The sequence below is a fragment of the Vreelandella sp. F11 genome (assembly GCF_042466685.1).
Lineage (GTDB): Bacteria > Pseudomonadota > Gammaproteobacteria > Pseudomonadales > Halomonadaceae > Vreelandella.
Genome location: NZ_CP170448.1, coordinates 1,459,813 through 1,475,263, shown reverse-complemented (window position 1 = coordinate 1,475,263; position 15,451 = coordinate 1,459,813). Strand labels below are relative to the sequence as shown.

Sequence of the window (15,451 nt, the reverse complement as noted above, 5' to 3'; positions counted from 1 at the left end):
CCCCCATGGCGAAAATAGAAAAATCCCCTGACGAGTGGCAACAGCAGCTAACCCCCGAGCAGTACCGCGTAGCCCGTGAGAAAGGGACTGAACGCCCGTTCACTGGTGACTATCAGGTCAGCGATGCTCAGGGTATTTACCACTGTGTCTGCTGCCATGCGCCACTGTTTGAGAACGAGCATAAGTTTGACGCTGGCTGCGGTTGGCCAAGTTTTGACCGGCCTTTGGGTACCCGCTGTGTGGAGGAGCATGCCGATACCACCCATGGCATGCGGCGCACCGAAGTGGTCTGCTCCCACTGCGACGCCCATTTGGGCCATGTATTCCCCGATGGGCCGCCCGAGACCACCGGGTTGCGCTACTGCATTAACTCGGTATCACTGGAATTTCACCCCGACGAGTAAGCAGCGCTAAATCCTCGCAAGGAAACCAGCAAGGCGGGTGCTACAATAGCAGCCCGCTTTTTTTGTACTTGTAGGAGAGACCGATGCTCGGCTGGTTCCCCGGACATATGAACAAGGCCCGCCGCCAGATTGCGGAGGTGCTGCCTGAAATTGACGTCGTCATCGAGGTACTCGACGCACGTCTGCCCTACTCCAGCGCCAATCCGATGCTGGCCGAGCTAACTCGCCACAAGCCGGTGTTGAAAATTCTCTCCCGCGCCGATCTTGCAGATCCGGAGCGCACGGCAGAATGGGTAGCCTTTTTTGATGCTCAAGAGAACATGCGGGCCCTGGCCGTCACTACCACCAACACCCGCGAGCTAAAGAAAATTCCCAAGCTGTGCCATGAGCTGGCGGGTGCCGTGCGCGCTGATCGGGATGTACGCGTGATGGTGATGGGGATACCGAATGTCGGAAAATCCACGCTGATTAACGGTTTGGCGGGGCGAAAAATCGCCAAAACCGGCAACGAGCCAGCGGTGACCAAGCGCCAGCAGAAGGTACGTATCGATGGGCGAGTGGAGCTTACCGACACGCCTGGCGTGCTTTGGCCGAAAATTGAAGATCAAGCTAGCGCCTATCGTCTTGCGGCCACTGGCGCCATTCGTGATACTGCTATCGAGTACGCCGATGTAGCGATTGTTACCAGCGCAGAGCTGGCCAAACGCTACCCCGAAGCGCTCACCGAGCGTTATAAGCTCAAAGAGCTGCCGCCCTACGCCGCGCCGGACATCCCCCACGACATTGATGCAGATGGCCCGAAAAAACCCGATTTTTTAGCTATTGCTGGCTTCGACGGTAACGCCATCTTAAAAGATATCGCTGCCCGCCGAGGCGGCCTGCGTCCCGGCGGCGCCATTGATCTGCACCGCGGTGCAGAGGTACTGCTTCACGAACTGCGTGATGGCAAGCTGGGCAGGCTAACGCTTGAAACCCCGGCAGACATTCCTCCGCCGCCCGTGCAAAACGACGAAGACAATCAAGCACTTTCCGACGCATAATGACCCAATAGCTCTATAGCCGACGATGGCTTGTAGGCGCTGTTTTTAGACACTCATGCTTTTTGGACACTTTTGGGCCTCTAGCTACTTTTGGACAGACACCTCATGGATACCCCGCAGTCGCACGAACCACAACCGTTAAAAAAATCTCATAAGCTGCACAACGTCTGCTACGACATTCGCGGCCCGGTACTCGACCAGGCCAAGCGCCTGGAAGAGGAAGGTCAGCGAATCCTCAAGCTAAACATTGGCAACCCTGCGCCCTTTGGTTTTGAGGCGCCGGAAGAGATTCTTCAGGATGTGATGCGTAATCTGCCCACCGCCCAGGGCTACTGCGACTCTAAGGGCCTCTACTCTGCCCGTAAAGCGATTATGCAGGAGTGCCAGCGCAAACAGATTCCCGGCGTGGGTATAGAAGATATCTTTATCGGCAACGGCGTCTCTGAACTGATTGTCATGGCCATGCAGGCGCTGCTCAACGACGGCGATGAAGTGCTGATTCCGGCGCCAGACTACCCGCTCTGGACCGCCGCCGCCCACCTTTCCGGTGGCCACGCGGTGCACTACCTGTGCGACGAGCAGGCGGACTGGACGCCCGACATGGCGGATATTCGCGCCAAGATCACCAGCCACACCCGCGCCATTGTGCTGATTAACCCAAACAACCCCACAGGCGCGGTGTATCCGCCTGCCGTAGTGAAAGAGGTGCTGGCGATCGCTAAGCAGCACAACCTGGTGGTGTTCTCTGACGAAATCTACGACAAAATTCTGTATGACGGCGTCGAACACACCGCCACCGGTGCACTGGCGGACGAGGATCAGCTGGTGATCACCATGAACGGGCTCTCTAAGAGCTATCGCTGTGCGGGGTTCCGCTCAGGATGGATGATTATCTCCGGCACCCTGGCCAAGTTAAACGCCCAGGACTACATCCAGGGGCTCAATATGCTGGCCTCTATGCGGCTATGTGCCAACGTACCCGCCCAGCACGCGATTCAAACCGCGCTGGGGGGCTATCAGTCGATCAATGATCTGATCCTGCCCGGCGGGCGACTACTGGCCCAGCGCGATATTACCGTGGAGAAGCTGAACGCTATTCCCGGGGTCTCCTGCGTGAAACCCAAAGGCGCGCTCTACGCGTTTCCGCGTCTCGACCCTAAAGTGTTCAATATTAAAGACGACCAGCAGATGGTGCTGGATCTACTACTGCAGGAAAAAATACTGCTGGTACAGGGCACCGCCTTTAACTGGCCCGAACCGGATCACGTGCGCATCGTAACGCTGCCCTGGGCCGACCAATTAGGTGATGCACTTGATCGCTTTGCCAATTTCTTGTCGCGCTACCGGCAGTAGCTCTGGCAAATAAAACATTCCATTGCCACGACCATGACTTGAAACTGCCATGAACAGTACGTATCTAAGCCATTAATCTAGTAATGCTTCGATGAACCTTAGGGGAGAACCTGCACCATGATGCGAATTCTGCTGTTTTTAGGCACCAATATAGCGGTCTTGCTGGTGGCCAGCATTACCCTGCGCCTGCTAGGCGTTGAAGGCTACCTGCGCGGCCAGGGCATCAACTTCACCAGCCTACTGATCTTCTGCTTTATCTTCGGCATGGCGGGCTCCATCGTCTCGCTGTTTATCTCCAAATGGATGGCTAAGCGCAGTACCGGCACGGTGATTATTGAGACGCCCTCCAACTCCACCGAACAGTGGCTGCTGGACACGGTCGCTGAGCTCTCTCGAGAGGGGGGTATTAAAACCCCGGAAGTGGGTATTTTCCCGGCTCAGCAGTCCAACGCTTTTGCCACCGGTTGGAACAAGGATGATGCACTGGTAGCCGTTTCGGCAGGTTTACTCAACCGTATGCGCCCGGAGGAAGTCCGTGCGGTACTGGCCCACGAAATTGGTCACGTCGCTAACGGCGATATGGTCACCCTGGCACTTATTCAGGGCGTGGTGAACACCTTTGTGATGTTCTTTGCCCGGGTAGTGGCGCACCTAGTGGATAACTTCCTACGCAGCCGCAGTGAAGGCGGCGGTGGCCTGGGCTTTATGGGCTACTTCGCGGTGGTCATGGTCGCTGAGATTGTGTTTGGGCTTTTGGCCTCGGCAATCGTTGCCTGGTTCTCCCGCTACCGCGAATACCGCGCAGACGAAGCAGGTGCGCGCTTAGCAGGCACCAATGCCATGGTGAGTGCCCTGGCGCGCCTGAAAACCGAGACCGAAATGCCCGATCAAATGCCGGATACGCTGCGCGCCATGGCCATCACCAAAGGCCAAACGCGTTCGCTGGTGGAAAAGCTATTTGCCAGCCATCCGCCGTTGGATGAGCGTATTCGCGCACTGAAAGAAGCCGCTTATCGTCAGTAAGTGCTACCTCATAAGCCGCCCCGCTCTGCCTCGGGGCGGCGTGCTTGATAGAAAGAACCTGGAACGCTGAAAAACGTTGCCGTACTTGGCTTTATGAGAGTACTCACTCTATAATCGTACGGAGATACCGTACATAAAGGTGGCGTCATGGACACCATTAGTGTCAATAAGTTTAGAGATAACCTAAAAAGTGTTGTTGAAGAAGTCGTTAGCCGACACGAGACACTCAAGGTCACTCGCAGGGCCGGGGAAGCATTTATGGTGATGAGTGCTGAAGACTGGGAAAGAGAGCAAGAAACGCTACATGTTCTTCAGAGCCAGGATCTGATGCAACAAATTGCCGCATCCCTTAATACGCACAACCAAGGCCAAGGTTACACCCCTACTGATGAGCAGATGAATGAGATCACTGGTATTTGAGGGGCGTACTTGGGAAGCGTATGAAAAGATGCGCGAGACGGATAAAAAGCTGCACAAGGCGCTTTGCAGAGTGCTAAAAGAGATGCTCCGATCAGAAGATCCCTCAACAGGCATCGGCAAACCTGAGCCCCTTAAACATAACCTGACAGGCTTATGGTCTAGGCGAATATCGCAGCAAGACCGCTTGATATACCGGTTCGACGACACGTCTATTTACATCTTCGCCATTGGAGGCCATTACGACCAATTCTAACGCTGCACAGCACACGCTGCTCTGGAGTGAAGACGAAGCCGCAATGGATTACTGATTACCTCCCGTCACAATAAACCCTGCCCCACGCAATATACCTGCTAGCGCTAACGCCTTCCCTGAAAGCTGCACGTTGAGCGTGGCAAATTCACGCCGTAGCGGATAGTTGGCGCGGCAGTCATCAAAGCCTTTGCGCATGCCGTGATTTAGCGTTTGACGCTGTAGCGCATCGTGGTCGCGGCGCACGTCATATACCGCTCGCATACAGAGCCGCAAGGCGTCTTCTGGGGGGAGTGCGTGCTGCAAATGCAGCGACGCGAGGGCGGGTGGTGGGCAAATATCAGCAAACGTCAACTCGCTGGGCTGGTTCCAGTGGCGGGCCAGCGCCTGCTGAATCATCCAGGTGCCGCGTAGCTTGCCGTCCAGGCTATGCCCAGCAATATGTGGCGTGGCTAAAGAGACCAGATCACGCAAGCCGGCGTCGATCCCGGGCTCCTCTTCCCACACGTCCAGTATCGCACTGATGTCACCCTTTCCCGCGAGGCGGCTGCGCAGGGCCAGGCCGTCCACACAGTCGCCCCGCCCGGCATTCAACAGCACGCTGCCGGGTGCCAGCTCCTCGATGCGCTGTGCATTAAGGAGCTGGTACGTCGCGTGGGGGCCTTCACGGGTTAGTGGTGTATGCAAGCAGAGCACGTCGCAGCGCTCGATCAGGGCGTCTAAGCAGTGAAAGCCCTCCTCACGCTCCTCTTCTGCACACTCTATAGCTTCCCGGGGCGGGTCACAGACCAGCGTTGCCACGCCCATGGCGGTTAATCGCGCCTGGAGTCGGCTGCCTACATTACCCACCCCCACAACGCCCACTGTGCGCTCGCTCAATAACCAACCATCGCGTTCTGCAAGCGTAAGCAGGCTGCTCAGTACATAATCAACCACCGCTTCGGCGTTGCAGCCTGGCGCACTGGCGAAGGCAACATCGCGCGGGGCAAGGGCAGCGTGATCGATGTGATCCGTGCCGATGGTACAAGTACCAATAAAGCGCACAGGGCTATCAGCAATCAGTTTATCGTTGACCTGGGTAATCGAGCGAACGATGAGCGCATCCGCATCCTGCAGGTGGGAGGAATTTATCTCCCGCCCAGGCACACGGGTGAGCGAACCGAAATGGCCGAAACAGCGTTCGGCAGCGGGGATATTGGCGTCGACGACAAGTTTCATAGGCGTTTTGGTATCCGGGCTTTACAATGCGCCCGCGACGGCTTGATGGGCAGGCGTGTTTAAAGGCTATTTTTTAAAGGCTAAGTAAGGAGAGTGTTGTGATCGTACGCTGGGAAACCAACCATGACTATGTGTTGGTTCATATTCACCAGGATATGTTTGGTGACTGGATTTTCAGCCGCGCCTGGGGCCAAATCGGCACCCAGTTTGGGGGCCTGAAACACCAGCTAGCCGATACGCTGGATCAAGCCCATATGTGGCTGGAGGATGAGGCCACTATCCAGTCCTCACGGGGTTTTCGCAAGGTACTGGAAGTGGCCGACCATACGCCAGAAGGCCAGGAAGCCATGCGCCAGCTCTCACTGCTGGATGTGCTTTAGGCGCCTCACTCTCCCCGGTTTTTAACCCAGAAAACGTCGCCCATCGCGCTTATGGGCGCCTTTAGGCGGCGTAGTGTCGGGTAGCGCAGTCAACCCTGCCAGCGCCGCTTCATCCAGCCAGCCGCGCTCGCGCAACCAGGCGCTTAAACGCTCCAACTCAAAGCCACAATCCAGCTCATTGCCTTCACTATCCACGATCACCGGTATCCGCACACCGTAGCGTTCAACCAGCGCTTCGTCGTCACTAATCTCGATATGGTGCAGCCACACCTCTTGATTCGTCAGTGCGGTCACCAGCGCTTCTAATTGGCTGCACAGGTGGCAGCCCAACGTTGTATAAAGCGATAGGTGAATCATGCAAGAGCTCTCTTATGGCGCCTTATGACGAAGTAAAAACACATGGTGCAGGTTCGTGCGCCGCTGGAAATCGGGGTCGAAACTGCGCCCGGTGATATCCTCAACGGCGTAGCGCTCGCTGAGTGCTTCATCCAGTTTAAAGCGCCGCTGGTTATTAGAAAACACTAACGTGCCTCCAGGCGCCAAACGAGCCATCGCCAGCTCCACAAGCCGCGGATGATCACGCTGTACGTCGAGGGTGTCGCGCATTTTCTTGGAGTTAGAGAACGTCGGTGGATCCATAAAGATCAAATCGAACTCGGCGTTGGCAGTCTCCAGCCAGCGGAAACAGTCGTCCCGCACCACACGATGCAAGCGGGTATCCAGCTTATTAAGCGCAAAGTTATCTTTCGCCCACTCCAGGTAGGTATTGGACATGTCTACGCTGACGCTGTCGCTAGCGCCGCCTAACGCCGCCTGCACCGTTGCCGTAGCGGTGTAGCAGAACAGGTTCAAAAAGCGCTTTCCGCGGGCCATTTCGCCCAGCATCCGTCGTACCGGGCGGTGGTCAAGAAACAGCCCAGTGTCCAGGTAATCACGCAGATTGACCCAAAGCCGCGCCTCACCCTCCTGCACCTCAAAACGCTCGCCACTAGCGGCACGCTTTTGATACTGAGCGCTACCGGTTTGGCGTTCGCGGCGTTTGATATAGATCTTGCTGGCGTCAACATTGAGCGCCTCGGGCATAACCTCCAGGGCATCGTATAAGCGCTTTTGCGCCTGAGCCGGATTGACTGAACTGGGCGCAGCATACTCCTGCACATGCACGCGATCACCGTAGCGATCCACCGCCAGGGCATACTCAGGCATATCGGCGTCATAGATGCGATAGCTGGTTTCACCGCTCTGCTTCAGCCACTTCTTCAGCCGCTTCTGATTTTTGATCAGCCGATTGGCAAACATTTGGGCATTGTCTTGGTTTTTATGAGCCGTGTGCTCTTCGCTAACCTCTTCACTAGGCGCCGCCACTGCACCGCTCTCGCTCTGAACAGGCTTTGTATCGCTAACGGCAGGCAGGTGCTCGGCGCCCCCCACCTCCATAAGCAGCAGCTTGGCATCCAAGGCACCGTTTTTGAGCGCGTACTGCTTGTGCGCGCGCATAGCCAGTCGGTGGCCGAGATCTGGATTACCGGTAAATACTGCCAGCGTCCAGCCGGGGAATAGCGCTTTGGCTTTCTCACCCAGCTGGGCGTAGAGACGTACCAGCTCAGGCAGCTCGCCCAGGCGCTCGCCGTAAGGAGGGTTGGTGATCAGCAGGCCACGTTCGGCGGTGAGTGTTTCGGGCCGAGTAAGTTGGGCAAGGCTCTGCCCATGCAGGGTAATCAAGGCTGGAATGCCTGCGCGCATGGCATTGGCTTTCGCCGCATTGAGCGCCGCCGGGCTCTGGTCGAAGCCTAATAGCTGGGCTTTGCAGCGCTTACGGCCAATCGACGCGCGCGCTTCGGCTTCGCGTTTCTGCTCCCGCCACGCCTCGTCATCGTGCCCTGCCCAGCCGTGAAAACCGAACCGTTCGCGGTTCAGGTTTGGCGCTTGGTCGGCGGCCATCATGGCGGCTTCAATGAGCAGCGTGCCTGCGCCGCACAGCGGATCAATCAACGGCTCTCCCGCCTTTAAGCGCTCTGGCCAACCCGCACGCACTAACAGTGCAGCGGCCAAGTTCTCTTTTAGCGGCGCGTGGCCCACATCCCGGCGATAGCCTCGGCGGTGCAGGCTTTCCCCAGAGAGATCCAGCCCAATGGTCAAGTTCATGCGGTGCAAATGTGCGTAGATGCGCAGATCCGGGGTTTTGGTATCTACATTGGGGCGCTCCTGCCCGGCCAACTGCAGCGCATCAACCACACCGTCTTTAACGGTTTGCGCGCCAAAGCGGGTGTGGCGAATCTGTTCGCTGCGGCCGTGGAAATCCACCGCTAGGGTGTTACCTGGTGCCAAGTGCTGCGTCCAGGCAAGGCGTGCGACAACATCGCGCACCTGCTCGGCGGTATCGATCATCGATTCGCGCACCAGGGTCAAAATCACCCGGTTAGCTAATCGTGACCATAGGCATACGCGGTAGGCAATGGCCTGACTGGCAGTGAAGTACACCCCAGACACCGTGGTTTTGCCCGGCGTGGCGCCCAGCGCTATGAGTTCATCGTGGAGCAGGCCTTCAATGCCTTTGGGGCAGGTGGCGAGCAAATTTAGCGGAGCGGTTTGGTTCGACTCGATCATGATAATAGCGGCGCTGAAAAGCGCGATATTCCTGTATATAACAAATGAGTTTACGTTTTATGACAAATTGGTAGTCGACAGATGACCCCATCATGGTCTAACAATAAGAGAGTAGCTACTGAAAAACGCATGCGTTACCTGTCAGGGCCGATATAAGACTCGGCTTATGATACGAATGAGATCGCCGCTCGACCCGTTCAGCTCGTGAGCGCTAGACATTTGAGTTGATGCGGCGACTCGCTCTTGAAGCAAGCTCTCGGAATAATGGATATTTTCGGACATGTATAGGCAGATAGATTCGACAATATCCTATTTCTTATCAAAGGCTTTCGTGAAAAGAGGTTAGCCAATGAAACGGCAAAAACGTGATCGCTTCCAGCGGGCTTATGTCCACGGCTACAAAGCGGGTGTATCGGGTCGTTCTCGTGATGATTGTCCCAGTCAAGATATCAATTTACGCGAATACTGGATGAGCGGTTGGCGTGAAGGTCGCGGCGACCAGTGGGATGGAATGACCGGCATCTCCGGTATCCATAAAAATCCCATGGTCATGACTTAACGTTTTATTTTTCTTTACGTCTGAACGAAGGTTTCAAGTGAGCCCACTTAATCGGTGGGCTTTTTATCGCCTGGCGATCCAGCGGCTGGCGTCCCAGCGGCTGGCGTTTCAGTCGTTAAAGCCTTTAACGCTCTGGCGCACTCCCCCACCAGCTTCGGGCCTTGGTAGATCAAGCCTGAATAGAGCTGTACTAAATCTGCTCCAGCGGCAATTTTGGCCTGCGCGGCAGCGGCACTATCGATACCCCCTACGCCAATAATCGGAAGCCGGGGGAGTTGCTCACGCAGTTGGCGAATAACACGATTGGATGCCTCAAAGACCGGTTTCCCAGAGAGCCCGCCGGCCTCATCCGCTTGGGGATCGCCCTGCACGGCCTCACGGGAAACCGTGGTATTGGTGGCAATCACGCCATCAAGGGCGTTGCGCTCGATACTTGCCGCCATTAAGGCGACTTCTTCAGCGCTCATATCCGGGGCAATCTTAATCAGCAATGGTACGTTGCGGCCCGTTTGGCCATTGAGCTCTGTGGCGCGTACTCGAATCGGCCCCAATAGCGCATCCAACTGTTCGCCAAACTGTAGGCTGCGCAGCCCTGGGGTATTGGGTGAAGAGACATTCACAGCAATGTAGTCCGCATAAGGGTGTACCGCGTCTAAACACAACAGGTAGTCATCCAACGCCTGCTCTACCGAAGTCGTCAGGTTTTTACCGATATTGATGCCCACAATGCCGCCGTAGTGGCGCTGTTTGACCTGCTGAATCAGGTGCTCAACCCCCTTATTGTTAAAGCCAAAGCGGTTGATGATCGCTTCATGCTGCGCTAAGCGAAACAGCCGGGGCTTGGGGTTGCCCGGCTGCGGCTTGGGCGTGACGGTGCCTACTTCGACAAAGCCAAAGCCCAGCGCGCCCAGAGCATCCAGATGGTCAGCGTTCTTGTCTAACCCGGCGGCTAACCCCACACGGTTGGCAAACCGCAGCCCCATCAGCTCGACGGGATCGTTTACCGGCTTACCAAATAGCCGCGTTACCCCACCGACACGATGCAGTGCATCCAACGCGCCCAGCGCCATACCGTGGGACTTTTCTGGATCAACGCGGAAGAAGATCGAGCGGGCGAGGTTATACATTTTCAGCGTCTCTCCAGAGCGGCTTAACGGTTGGCTTAGCGGGCGGCGCATAGTATAGCGCAAACCCGACCTCAATCGCAGACAGGTTTGTCACAGGCAGGTTGACCAAAAACGAGAACACCGCACCCCGAGAAGCACGGGGTGCGGTGTTGATGACACGAACGGCTGGAAAAGCGTCTACGCTTCGCTATCGCTCTCGGCAAGGTCTACCAGCTCGCGCACCGCAACGGCGAAGAGGGCAAAGCCACCCTCACTGCCACCGCGCACCTCTTCAATAAGACGGCACCAGCGACGATGCAGGTCAGCGTGCTGATCCAGCCACTGCGCCACCCGCTCTTGGGTATCGCGGCTACCGGCATCGAGTTTCAATACGCTGGTGGTCAGCGCAAGCTGCTGACGCTCAATATCGTCACGGAAGGTTTCCCGCGCCTGTGCTTGCCAGGCGTCACGTACTTCCAACTGCGTTACCTGCTGAATCATCCAAGGCAATTCCAGGCGGCTGCCAATTTCGTATAGCACCTCCGCCACCCGCTGGGGTTTTTCATTGGTCAGGCGCGCCGCCTGAATAATACCCAGGCCGGCGTAAAGGCTTGAAGTGGCTGACACGGTGGACGCCAAGGCCTCCGGCACACCCGCCTCCAAGAGCTCGTCACGGCGGCTATTCCAAGCGCTGAGCTCTTCACCGCTCAGCAGCTCACCAATACCTTCCTGTAGCTGCGCCAAGCGGGGAGCGAAGTACTCGATGGCATCCTGGGTCGAGAGGCCCAGGTGCTGGCGCACAAACCAGCGCGTGGCACGACGTATCAAGCGCATCAGATCGAGCATCATCGAGTACTGGATACGGTTGGGCACCTGGTTATCGAGGGCTTCAATTTGCGCCCATAGACTGGGCAAGTTAAAGCTGTCACGGGCCACGATATAGGCTCGAGCAATATCGGCCCGTCCCGCTCCGGTGGAGTCCATCAGGCGGCGTACAAAGACGATACCCATATGATCCACCAAATCATTCGCGACCTGAGTAGCGACGATTTCGCGCTTAAGACGGTGCTCGTACATCTCATCTTTAAAGCGCTCCACCAGCACTGATGGGAACAGCCGCTCCAGATGGCGGTGAATGTAGTGGTCGTCCGGCACGTCAGAAGTGATCAAATCGCCTTTCAAAGTACTCTTGGCGTAAGAGATCAGTACCGACAGCTCGGGCAGTCGCATGCCTTGTCCGTTGCTGGCGCGCTCTTTTAGCACCTCATCGGTGGGCAGGAACTCTAGCTCACGATCAATTTGCCCGGAGGCTTCCAGTTCGCTGATAAAACGGCGATAAGGCCCCATCGAATAGTCGGAAAGGATGGCCGACAGATCCAGTGCCTGGCTTTGGCGGTAGTTATCCAGAATAACCAGATCGCCCACCTCATCGGTCATTTCCGCCAGCAGTTGATTACGCTGCTTGTCGGTCATGTCGCCGCGCTTGACCACTTCATCGATCAGGATCTTGATATTGACCTCGTGGTCTGAGCAGTTCACACCGCCCGCGTTGTCAATAAAGTCGGTGTAGACGCGCACCCCTTTGGCGGCGGCTTCCATACGTCCTCGCTGAGTCAAGCCGAGGTTACCGCCCTCGCCAACCACCCGGCAATTCAAGTCGTTGCCGTTGATGCGCAGGGTGTCGTTGGCTTTGTCGCCCACATCGGCATCGGTTTCGTCGGAGCCTTTCACGTACGTCCCGATACCACCGTTCCAAATCAAGTCCACCTTAGATATGAGCATCGCGCGGATCAGCTCATTAGGTGACAGCCGCTCTTCCTTGATACCAAAGACCTGCTGCATCTCAGGCGTGATGACAATCGATTTGGCGCTACGGCTAAAGATGCCACCGCCGGCGGAGATCAATTCTTGGCTGTAGTCTTCCCAGCTTGAGCGTGGCAGAGCGAACAACCGCTTGCGCTCGGCAAAGGAAGCCTCTGCATCTGGGTTGGGGTCGACAAAGATATGTAGGTGATTGAAGGCGCCCACCAGCTGAATCTTGTCAGAGAGCAGCATGCCGTTACCAAACACATCGCCGGCCATATCGCCAATCCCCACCACGCTAAACAGATCGCGCTGGGTATCCACATCGAGATTTTTGAAGTGGCGTTTAACCGACTCCCAGGCACCCCGTGCGGTAATCCCCATTTTTTTATGGTCGTAGCCATTAGCACCGCCGGAGGCAAAGGCATCGCCTAGCCAGTGGCCATACTCAATGGAAATTTCGTTGGCGATATCCGAGAAGGTAGCGGTGCCTTTGTCGGCGGCTACGACGAGATAAGCGTCATCTTCATCATGACGAACAACGTTTTCCGGCGGCACCACATCGCTACCTACCAGATTATCGGTAACATCCAGCAGCGCGCGGATAAAGATTTGGTAGCAGGCGATGCCCTCTTTCTGGACAACATCACGGCTGGCATTTTCCGGCATGCGTTTACACACAAAGCCGCCCTTGGCTCCGACCGGCACAATCACGGCATTCTTCACCTGCTGCGCTTTGACCAGGCCCAGCACTTCGGTGCGGTAATCTTCAAAACGATCCGACCAGCGCAGGCCACCGCGGGCCACTTTGCCGCCCCGCAGGTGTACACCTTCCACCCGCGGCGAGCAGACAAAGATTTCAAACATTGGCCGCGGTTTGGGCATACCGGTGACTTTGGAGGGTTCAAGCTTGTAGGCGATGTAATCTTTAAAGCGCCCACCCTCAGCAAGCTGGTAGTAGTTGGTACGCAGAGTGGCGAGAATCAGCTCCATAAAGCGGCGCAGCAGCTGATCGTCGTTAAGGCTGGCCACCCCTTCCAAGCGCTCATTTAAGCTGGCGATGCACTCATCGGTGGCGTGGCTCTGCTGCTCAGGGTCAAAACGCAGCCGGAAGAGTTCAACCAGCTCGCGGGTAATGGCCGGGTAGTTGGCCAGCGTGGCGGCAATATAGTCCTGAGACATGCCGAAGCGGATCTGCTTGAGATAGCGGGCGTAGCCGCGCAGCATGGCCACTTCACGCCAATCCAGTCCCGCACCGATTATCAAGCGGTTAAATGCGTCGTTGTCGGCTTCGCCAGTCCAGATGCGCTTAAAGGCTTCGGTGAATACGTCGCGCATATCGCCCAGACTGACATCCGCACCGCTGTGCTCAAGCTCGAAATCGTGAATCCAGTAGCGCTGTTCAGGCGCATTAATATCGTAGGGGCGTTCGCCGATAACGCGCAGGCCGAGGTTTTCCATCATCGGCAGTACGTCAGACAGCGGAATCTGCGATTCACGATGGAACAGCTTCAGGTTAACGCCGCCACCCTGCTCTTCTAGTGGCCGATAGAGCGACAGCGAGAGATCGTTCTCGCTATCCAGTGTCAGCAGGTGCTGAACATCGAATACCGCGGTGCGGGCGGAGAAGTCTTCACGGTAGCTGGCCGAGAACGCCTCGCGGAACTGATCCATCAGGTTGTTGGCGCGCTCTTCACCGAAGCCTTCGATCATGGCGTTCTGCAGCTCGTCGCGCCAACTGCGCGCCAGCCGCGACACTTTGCTCTCCAAACGCTTGAGGTCGTAGTCGCTGGGGGCGTCGCCATTGAAACGCAGAATCAACTGAATACGCGCCAGCACCGACTCGGATAAATAAGTATTGAAGTCGCCAAAGTGGGCGTCTAACTCATCGCACAATACGTTTTGAATCCGCTGGCGCAGATCAGTAGAGAACACGTCGCGGGGTACAAATACCAGGCAAGAGTAGAACTTGCCGCTGATATCGGCGCGGATAAACAGCCGCACCTGGCGGCGCTCGCGTATATTGAGAATGCCCAGCGCCGTGCTGGCCAATGACTCGGTATCGATCTGGAACAGATCATCCCGGGGGTAGACTTCCAGCACCTGGAGTAGCTGCTTGCCGTTGTGACCCTGGGGATTGAATCCGGCGATATCCATCACGGCTTTAAGCTTGCGACGCAGCAGCGGAATATTGCGCGGTGATTCGTTGTACACCGTGGAGGTGAACAAGCCAAAGAAGCGCCGCTCACCAATCACATTGCCGTCATCATCGTAACGATCAACGGTGATGTAATCAGGGTAGGTAGGGCGGTGTACCCGGGAGTGGTGGGCGCTTTTGGCGAATGACAGAAGCTGCGGCACCAACACATAATCGTTATGCTCATTCACTCCCTCTTCGGTGCGAATACGCTCGCAGTAGCGCGGTTGATTCAGGCGGAACACACCCAGCACACTGTCCGCATCGCGCTTTAACTCGCTGCCTTCCAGCAGATACTCGTCGTAGCCCAGGAAAGTAAAATTATCTTTGAGCATCCACTCTAAAAAAGCAATTGCCTCTTCGTGATCATCTGGGTCAATCTGGGGCGGACAGTTTTTCTCAAGCTCTTGGATCGACGCGGTAATTTGCGAGCACATGGCGTCGAAATCGCCCACGGCGGTACGCACATCGCGGAGCACGTCATTTAGATTGCTTTCGATCTTCTCAAGCAACGCCACGTCGGTGTGGCGGTCTACCTCAATGACAATGAGTGACTCACGCGCTTCAGGCGCGTTTTCTGCTCTGGGCGAGGTAAGCGTCTGTAGCTGGTGGCGCTCATCACGGGCGACCGCCACGACGGCGTTTTGAATCGCATGCACCGTCAAGCCGCGTCGGTTGAGCTCAATGCGCACCGAGTCAACCAAAAACGGCATATCTTCATGGAGAACGGCAACAAAGGTATGGGTCGACTGCCAGCCGTGCTCCTCAAAGTCCGGATTAAACACCCGAACCTTGGGGCTGTGTGGATCGTGGTGCTGCAAAAACTGCCAGATCGACAGCGTTGCGCCATACAGGTCGTCCAGGCGACGATCCACTAGGTCTTCCACCGGCACGGTGGCATAAAAGTGCCGAGCAAAAGCGTCCACAGTAGCAGCACGAGCCGGGTCTAACCGCGCATTTAACCGCTCATGGAGCTGCTTCAAAAGATCTTGCCGACTCTCTTCAATCGCAACGTAGTGCATCCATCACCTCGACTGCCTGGGCCATTAAACGGCCAAAAAACGAAGGACAATAGGCCTTTAGGCCAACAT

General features: G+C 56.4%; 13 protein-coding genes. 8 read left to right on the top strand and 5 right to left on the bottom strand.

All coding sequences use genetic code 11. The annotated features are described in order from the left end of the window. Positions 1 to 5: 5 nt before the first annotated feature. The 6 genes from msrB to ACFIOZ_RS06625 all read left to right on the top strand — a co-directional run bounded on the left by msrB (position 6) and on the right by ACFIOZ_RS06625 (position 4,493). Entirely contained in the window at positions 6 to 404 is a 399-nt protein-coding gene (msrB, locus tag ACFIOZ_RS06650) for a peptide-methionine (R)-S-oxide reductase MsrB (protein ID WP_386082900.1), read from the top strand. Positions 405 to 487: 83 nt separating this feature from the next. After that, positions 488 to 1,444, top strand: coding sequence for a ribosome biogenesis GTPase YlqF (gene ylqF / locus ACFIOZ_RS06645; RefSeq protein ID WP_386082899.1), 957 nt, complete (start codon positions 488 to 490; stop codon positions 1,442 to 1,444). A 105-nt stretch (positions 1,445 to 1,549) separates the two neighbouring features. Continuing rightward, on the top strand, positions 1,550 to 2,797 hold the full coding sequence (locus tag ACFIOZ_RS06640; RefSeq protein WP_386082898.1) for a pyridoxal phosphate-dependent aminotransferase: 1,248 nt from the start codon (positions 1,550 to 1,552) through the stop codon (positions 2,795 to 2,797). A 117-nt stretch (positions 2,798 to 2,914) separates the two neighbouring features. Then, on the top strand, positions 2,915 to 3,820 hold the full coding sequence (htpX, locus tag ACFIOZ_RS06635) for a protease HtpX (protein ID WP_386082897.1): 906 nt from the start codon (positions 2,915 to 2,917) through the stop codon (positions 3,818 to 3,820). 147 nt (positions 3,821 to 3,967) lie between these two features. Further along, the gene (locus ACFIOZ_RS06630; protein WP_386082896.1) at positions 3,968 to 4,240 is read left to right on the top strand and encodes a type II toxin-antitoxin system Phd/YefM family antitoxin; all 273 of its coding nucleotides are present in this window, start codon (positions 3,968 to 3,970) and stop codon (positions 4,238 to 4,240) included. Further along, entirely contained in the window at positions 4,221 to 4,493 is a 273-nt protein-coding gene (locus tag ACFIOZ_RS06625; RefSeq protein ID WP_386082894.1) for a Txe/YoeB family addiction module toxin, read from the top strand. Before ACFIOZ_RS06630 ends, ACFIOZ_RS06625 begins: the two co-directional genes overlap by 20 nt. A 48-nt stretch (positions 4,494 to 4,541) precedes the next feature. Here the strand turns inward: ACFIOZ_RS06625 and pdxB are convergent, their stop codons facing one another. Beyond that, positions 4,542 to 5,708: a 4-phosphoerythronate dehydrogenase PdxB gene (pdxB, locus tag ACFIOZ_RS06620; RefSeq protein ID WP_386082893.1), complete on the bottom strand. Its 1,167-nt coding sequence runs from the start codon at positions 5,706 to 5,708 to the stop codon at positions 4,542 to 4,544. Positions 5,709 to 5,806: 98 nt separating this feature from the next. Here pdxB and ACFIOZ_RS06615 point away from each other — a divergent pair, with 98 nt between their 5' ends. Continuing rightward, positions 5,807 to 6,088, top strand: a complete 282-nt coding sequence (locus tag ACFIOZ_RS06615) for a hypothetical protein (RefSeq protein WP_035577715.1) — start codon at positions 5,807 to 5,809, stop codon at positions 6,086 to 6,088. 21 nt (positions 6,089 to 6,109) lie between these two features. Here the strand turns inward: ACFIOZ_RS06615 and ACFIOZ_RS06610 are convergent, their stop codons facing one another. Together ACFIOZ_RS06610 and rlmKL are read right to left on the bottom strand one after the other, a co-directional pair. Beyond that, on the bottom strand, positions 6,110 to 6,445 hold the full coding sequence (locus ACFIOZ_RS06610) for a glutaredoxin family protein (RefSeq protein WP_386082892.1): 336 nt from the start codon (positions 6,443 to 6,445) through the stop codon (positions 6,110 to 6,112). Positions 6,446 to 6,457: 12 nt separating this feature from the next. Beyond that, on the bottom strand, positions 6,458 to 8,695 hold the full coding sequence (gene rlmKL / locus ACFIOZ_RS06605; protein WP_386082891.1) for a bifunctional 23S rRNA (guanine(2069)-N(7))-methyltransferase RlmK/23S rRNA (guanine(2445)-N(2))-methyltransferase RlmL: 2,238 nt from the start codon (positions 8,693 to 8,695) through the stop codon (positions 6,458 to 6,460). 349 nt (positions 8,696 to 9,044) lie between these two features. Here rlmKL and rmf point away from each other — a divergent pair, with 349 nt between their 5' ends. Then, positions 9,045 to 9,254, top strand: coding sequence for a ribosome modulation factor (gene rmf / locus ACFIOZ_RS06600; RefSeq protein WP_035577708.1), 210 nt, complete (start codon positions 9,045 to 9,047; stop codon positions 9,252 to 9,254). 47 nt (positions 9,255 to 9,301) lie between these two features. Here rmf and ACFIOZ_RS06595 read toward each other — a convergent pair whose 3' ends face one another. Both ACFIOZ_RS06595 and ACFIOZ_RS06590 read right to left on the bottom strand, forming a co-directional pair. After that, a complete protein-coding gene (locus tag ACFIOZ_RS06595; RefSeq protein WP_386084005.1) occupies positions 9,302 to 10,381 on the bottom strand; it encodes a quinone-dependent dihydroorotate dehydrogenase in 1,080 nt (359 codons plus the stop codon). A gap of 177 nt (positions 10,382 to 10,558) precedes the next feature. Further along, positions 10,559 to 15,382: an NAD-glutamate dehydrogenase gene (locus tag ACFIOZ_RS06590; RefSeq protein ID WP_386082890.1), complete on the bottom strand. Its 4,824-nt coding sequence runs from the start codon at positions 15,380 to 15,382 to the stop codon at positions 10,559 to 10,561. Positions 15,383 to 15,451 lie beyond the last annotated feature (69 nt).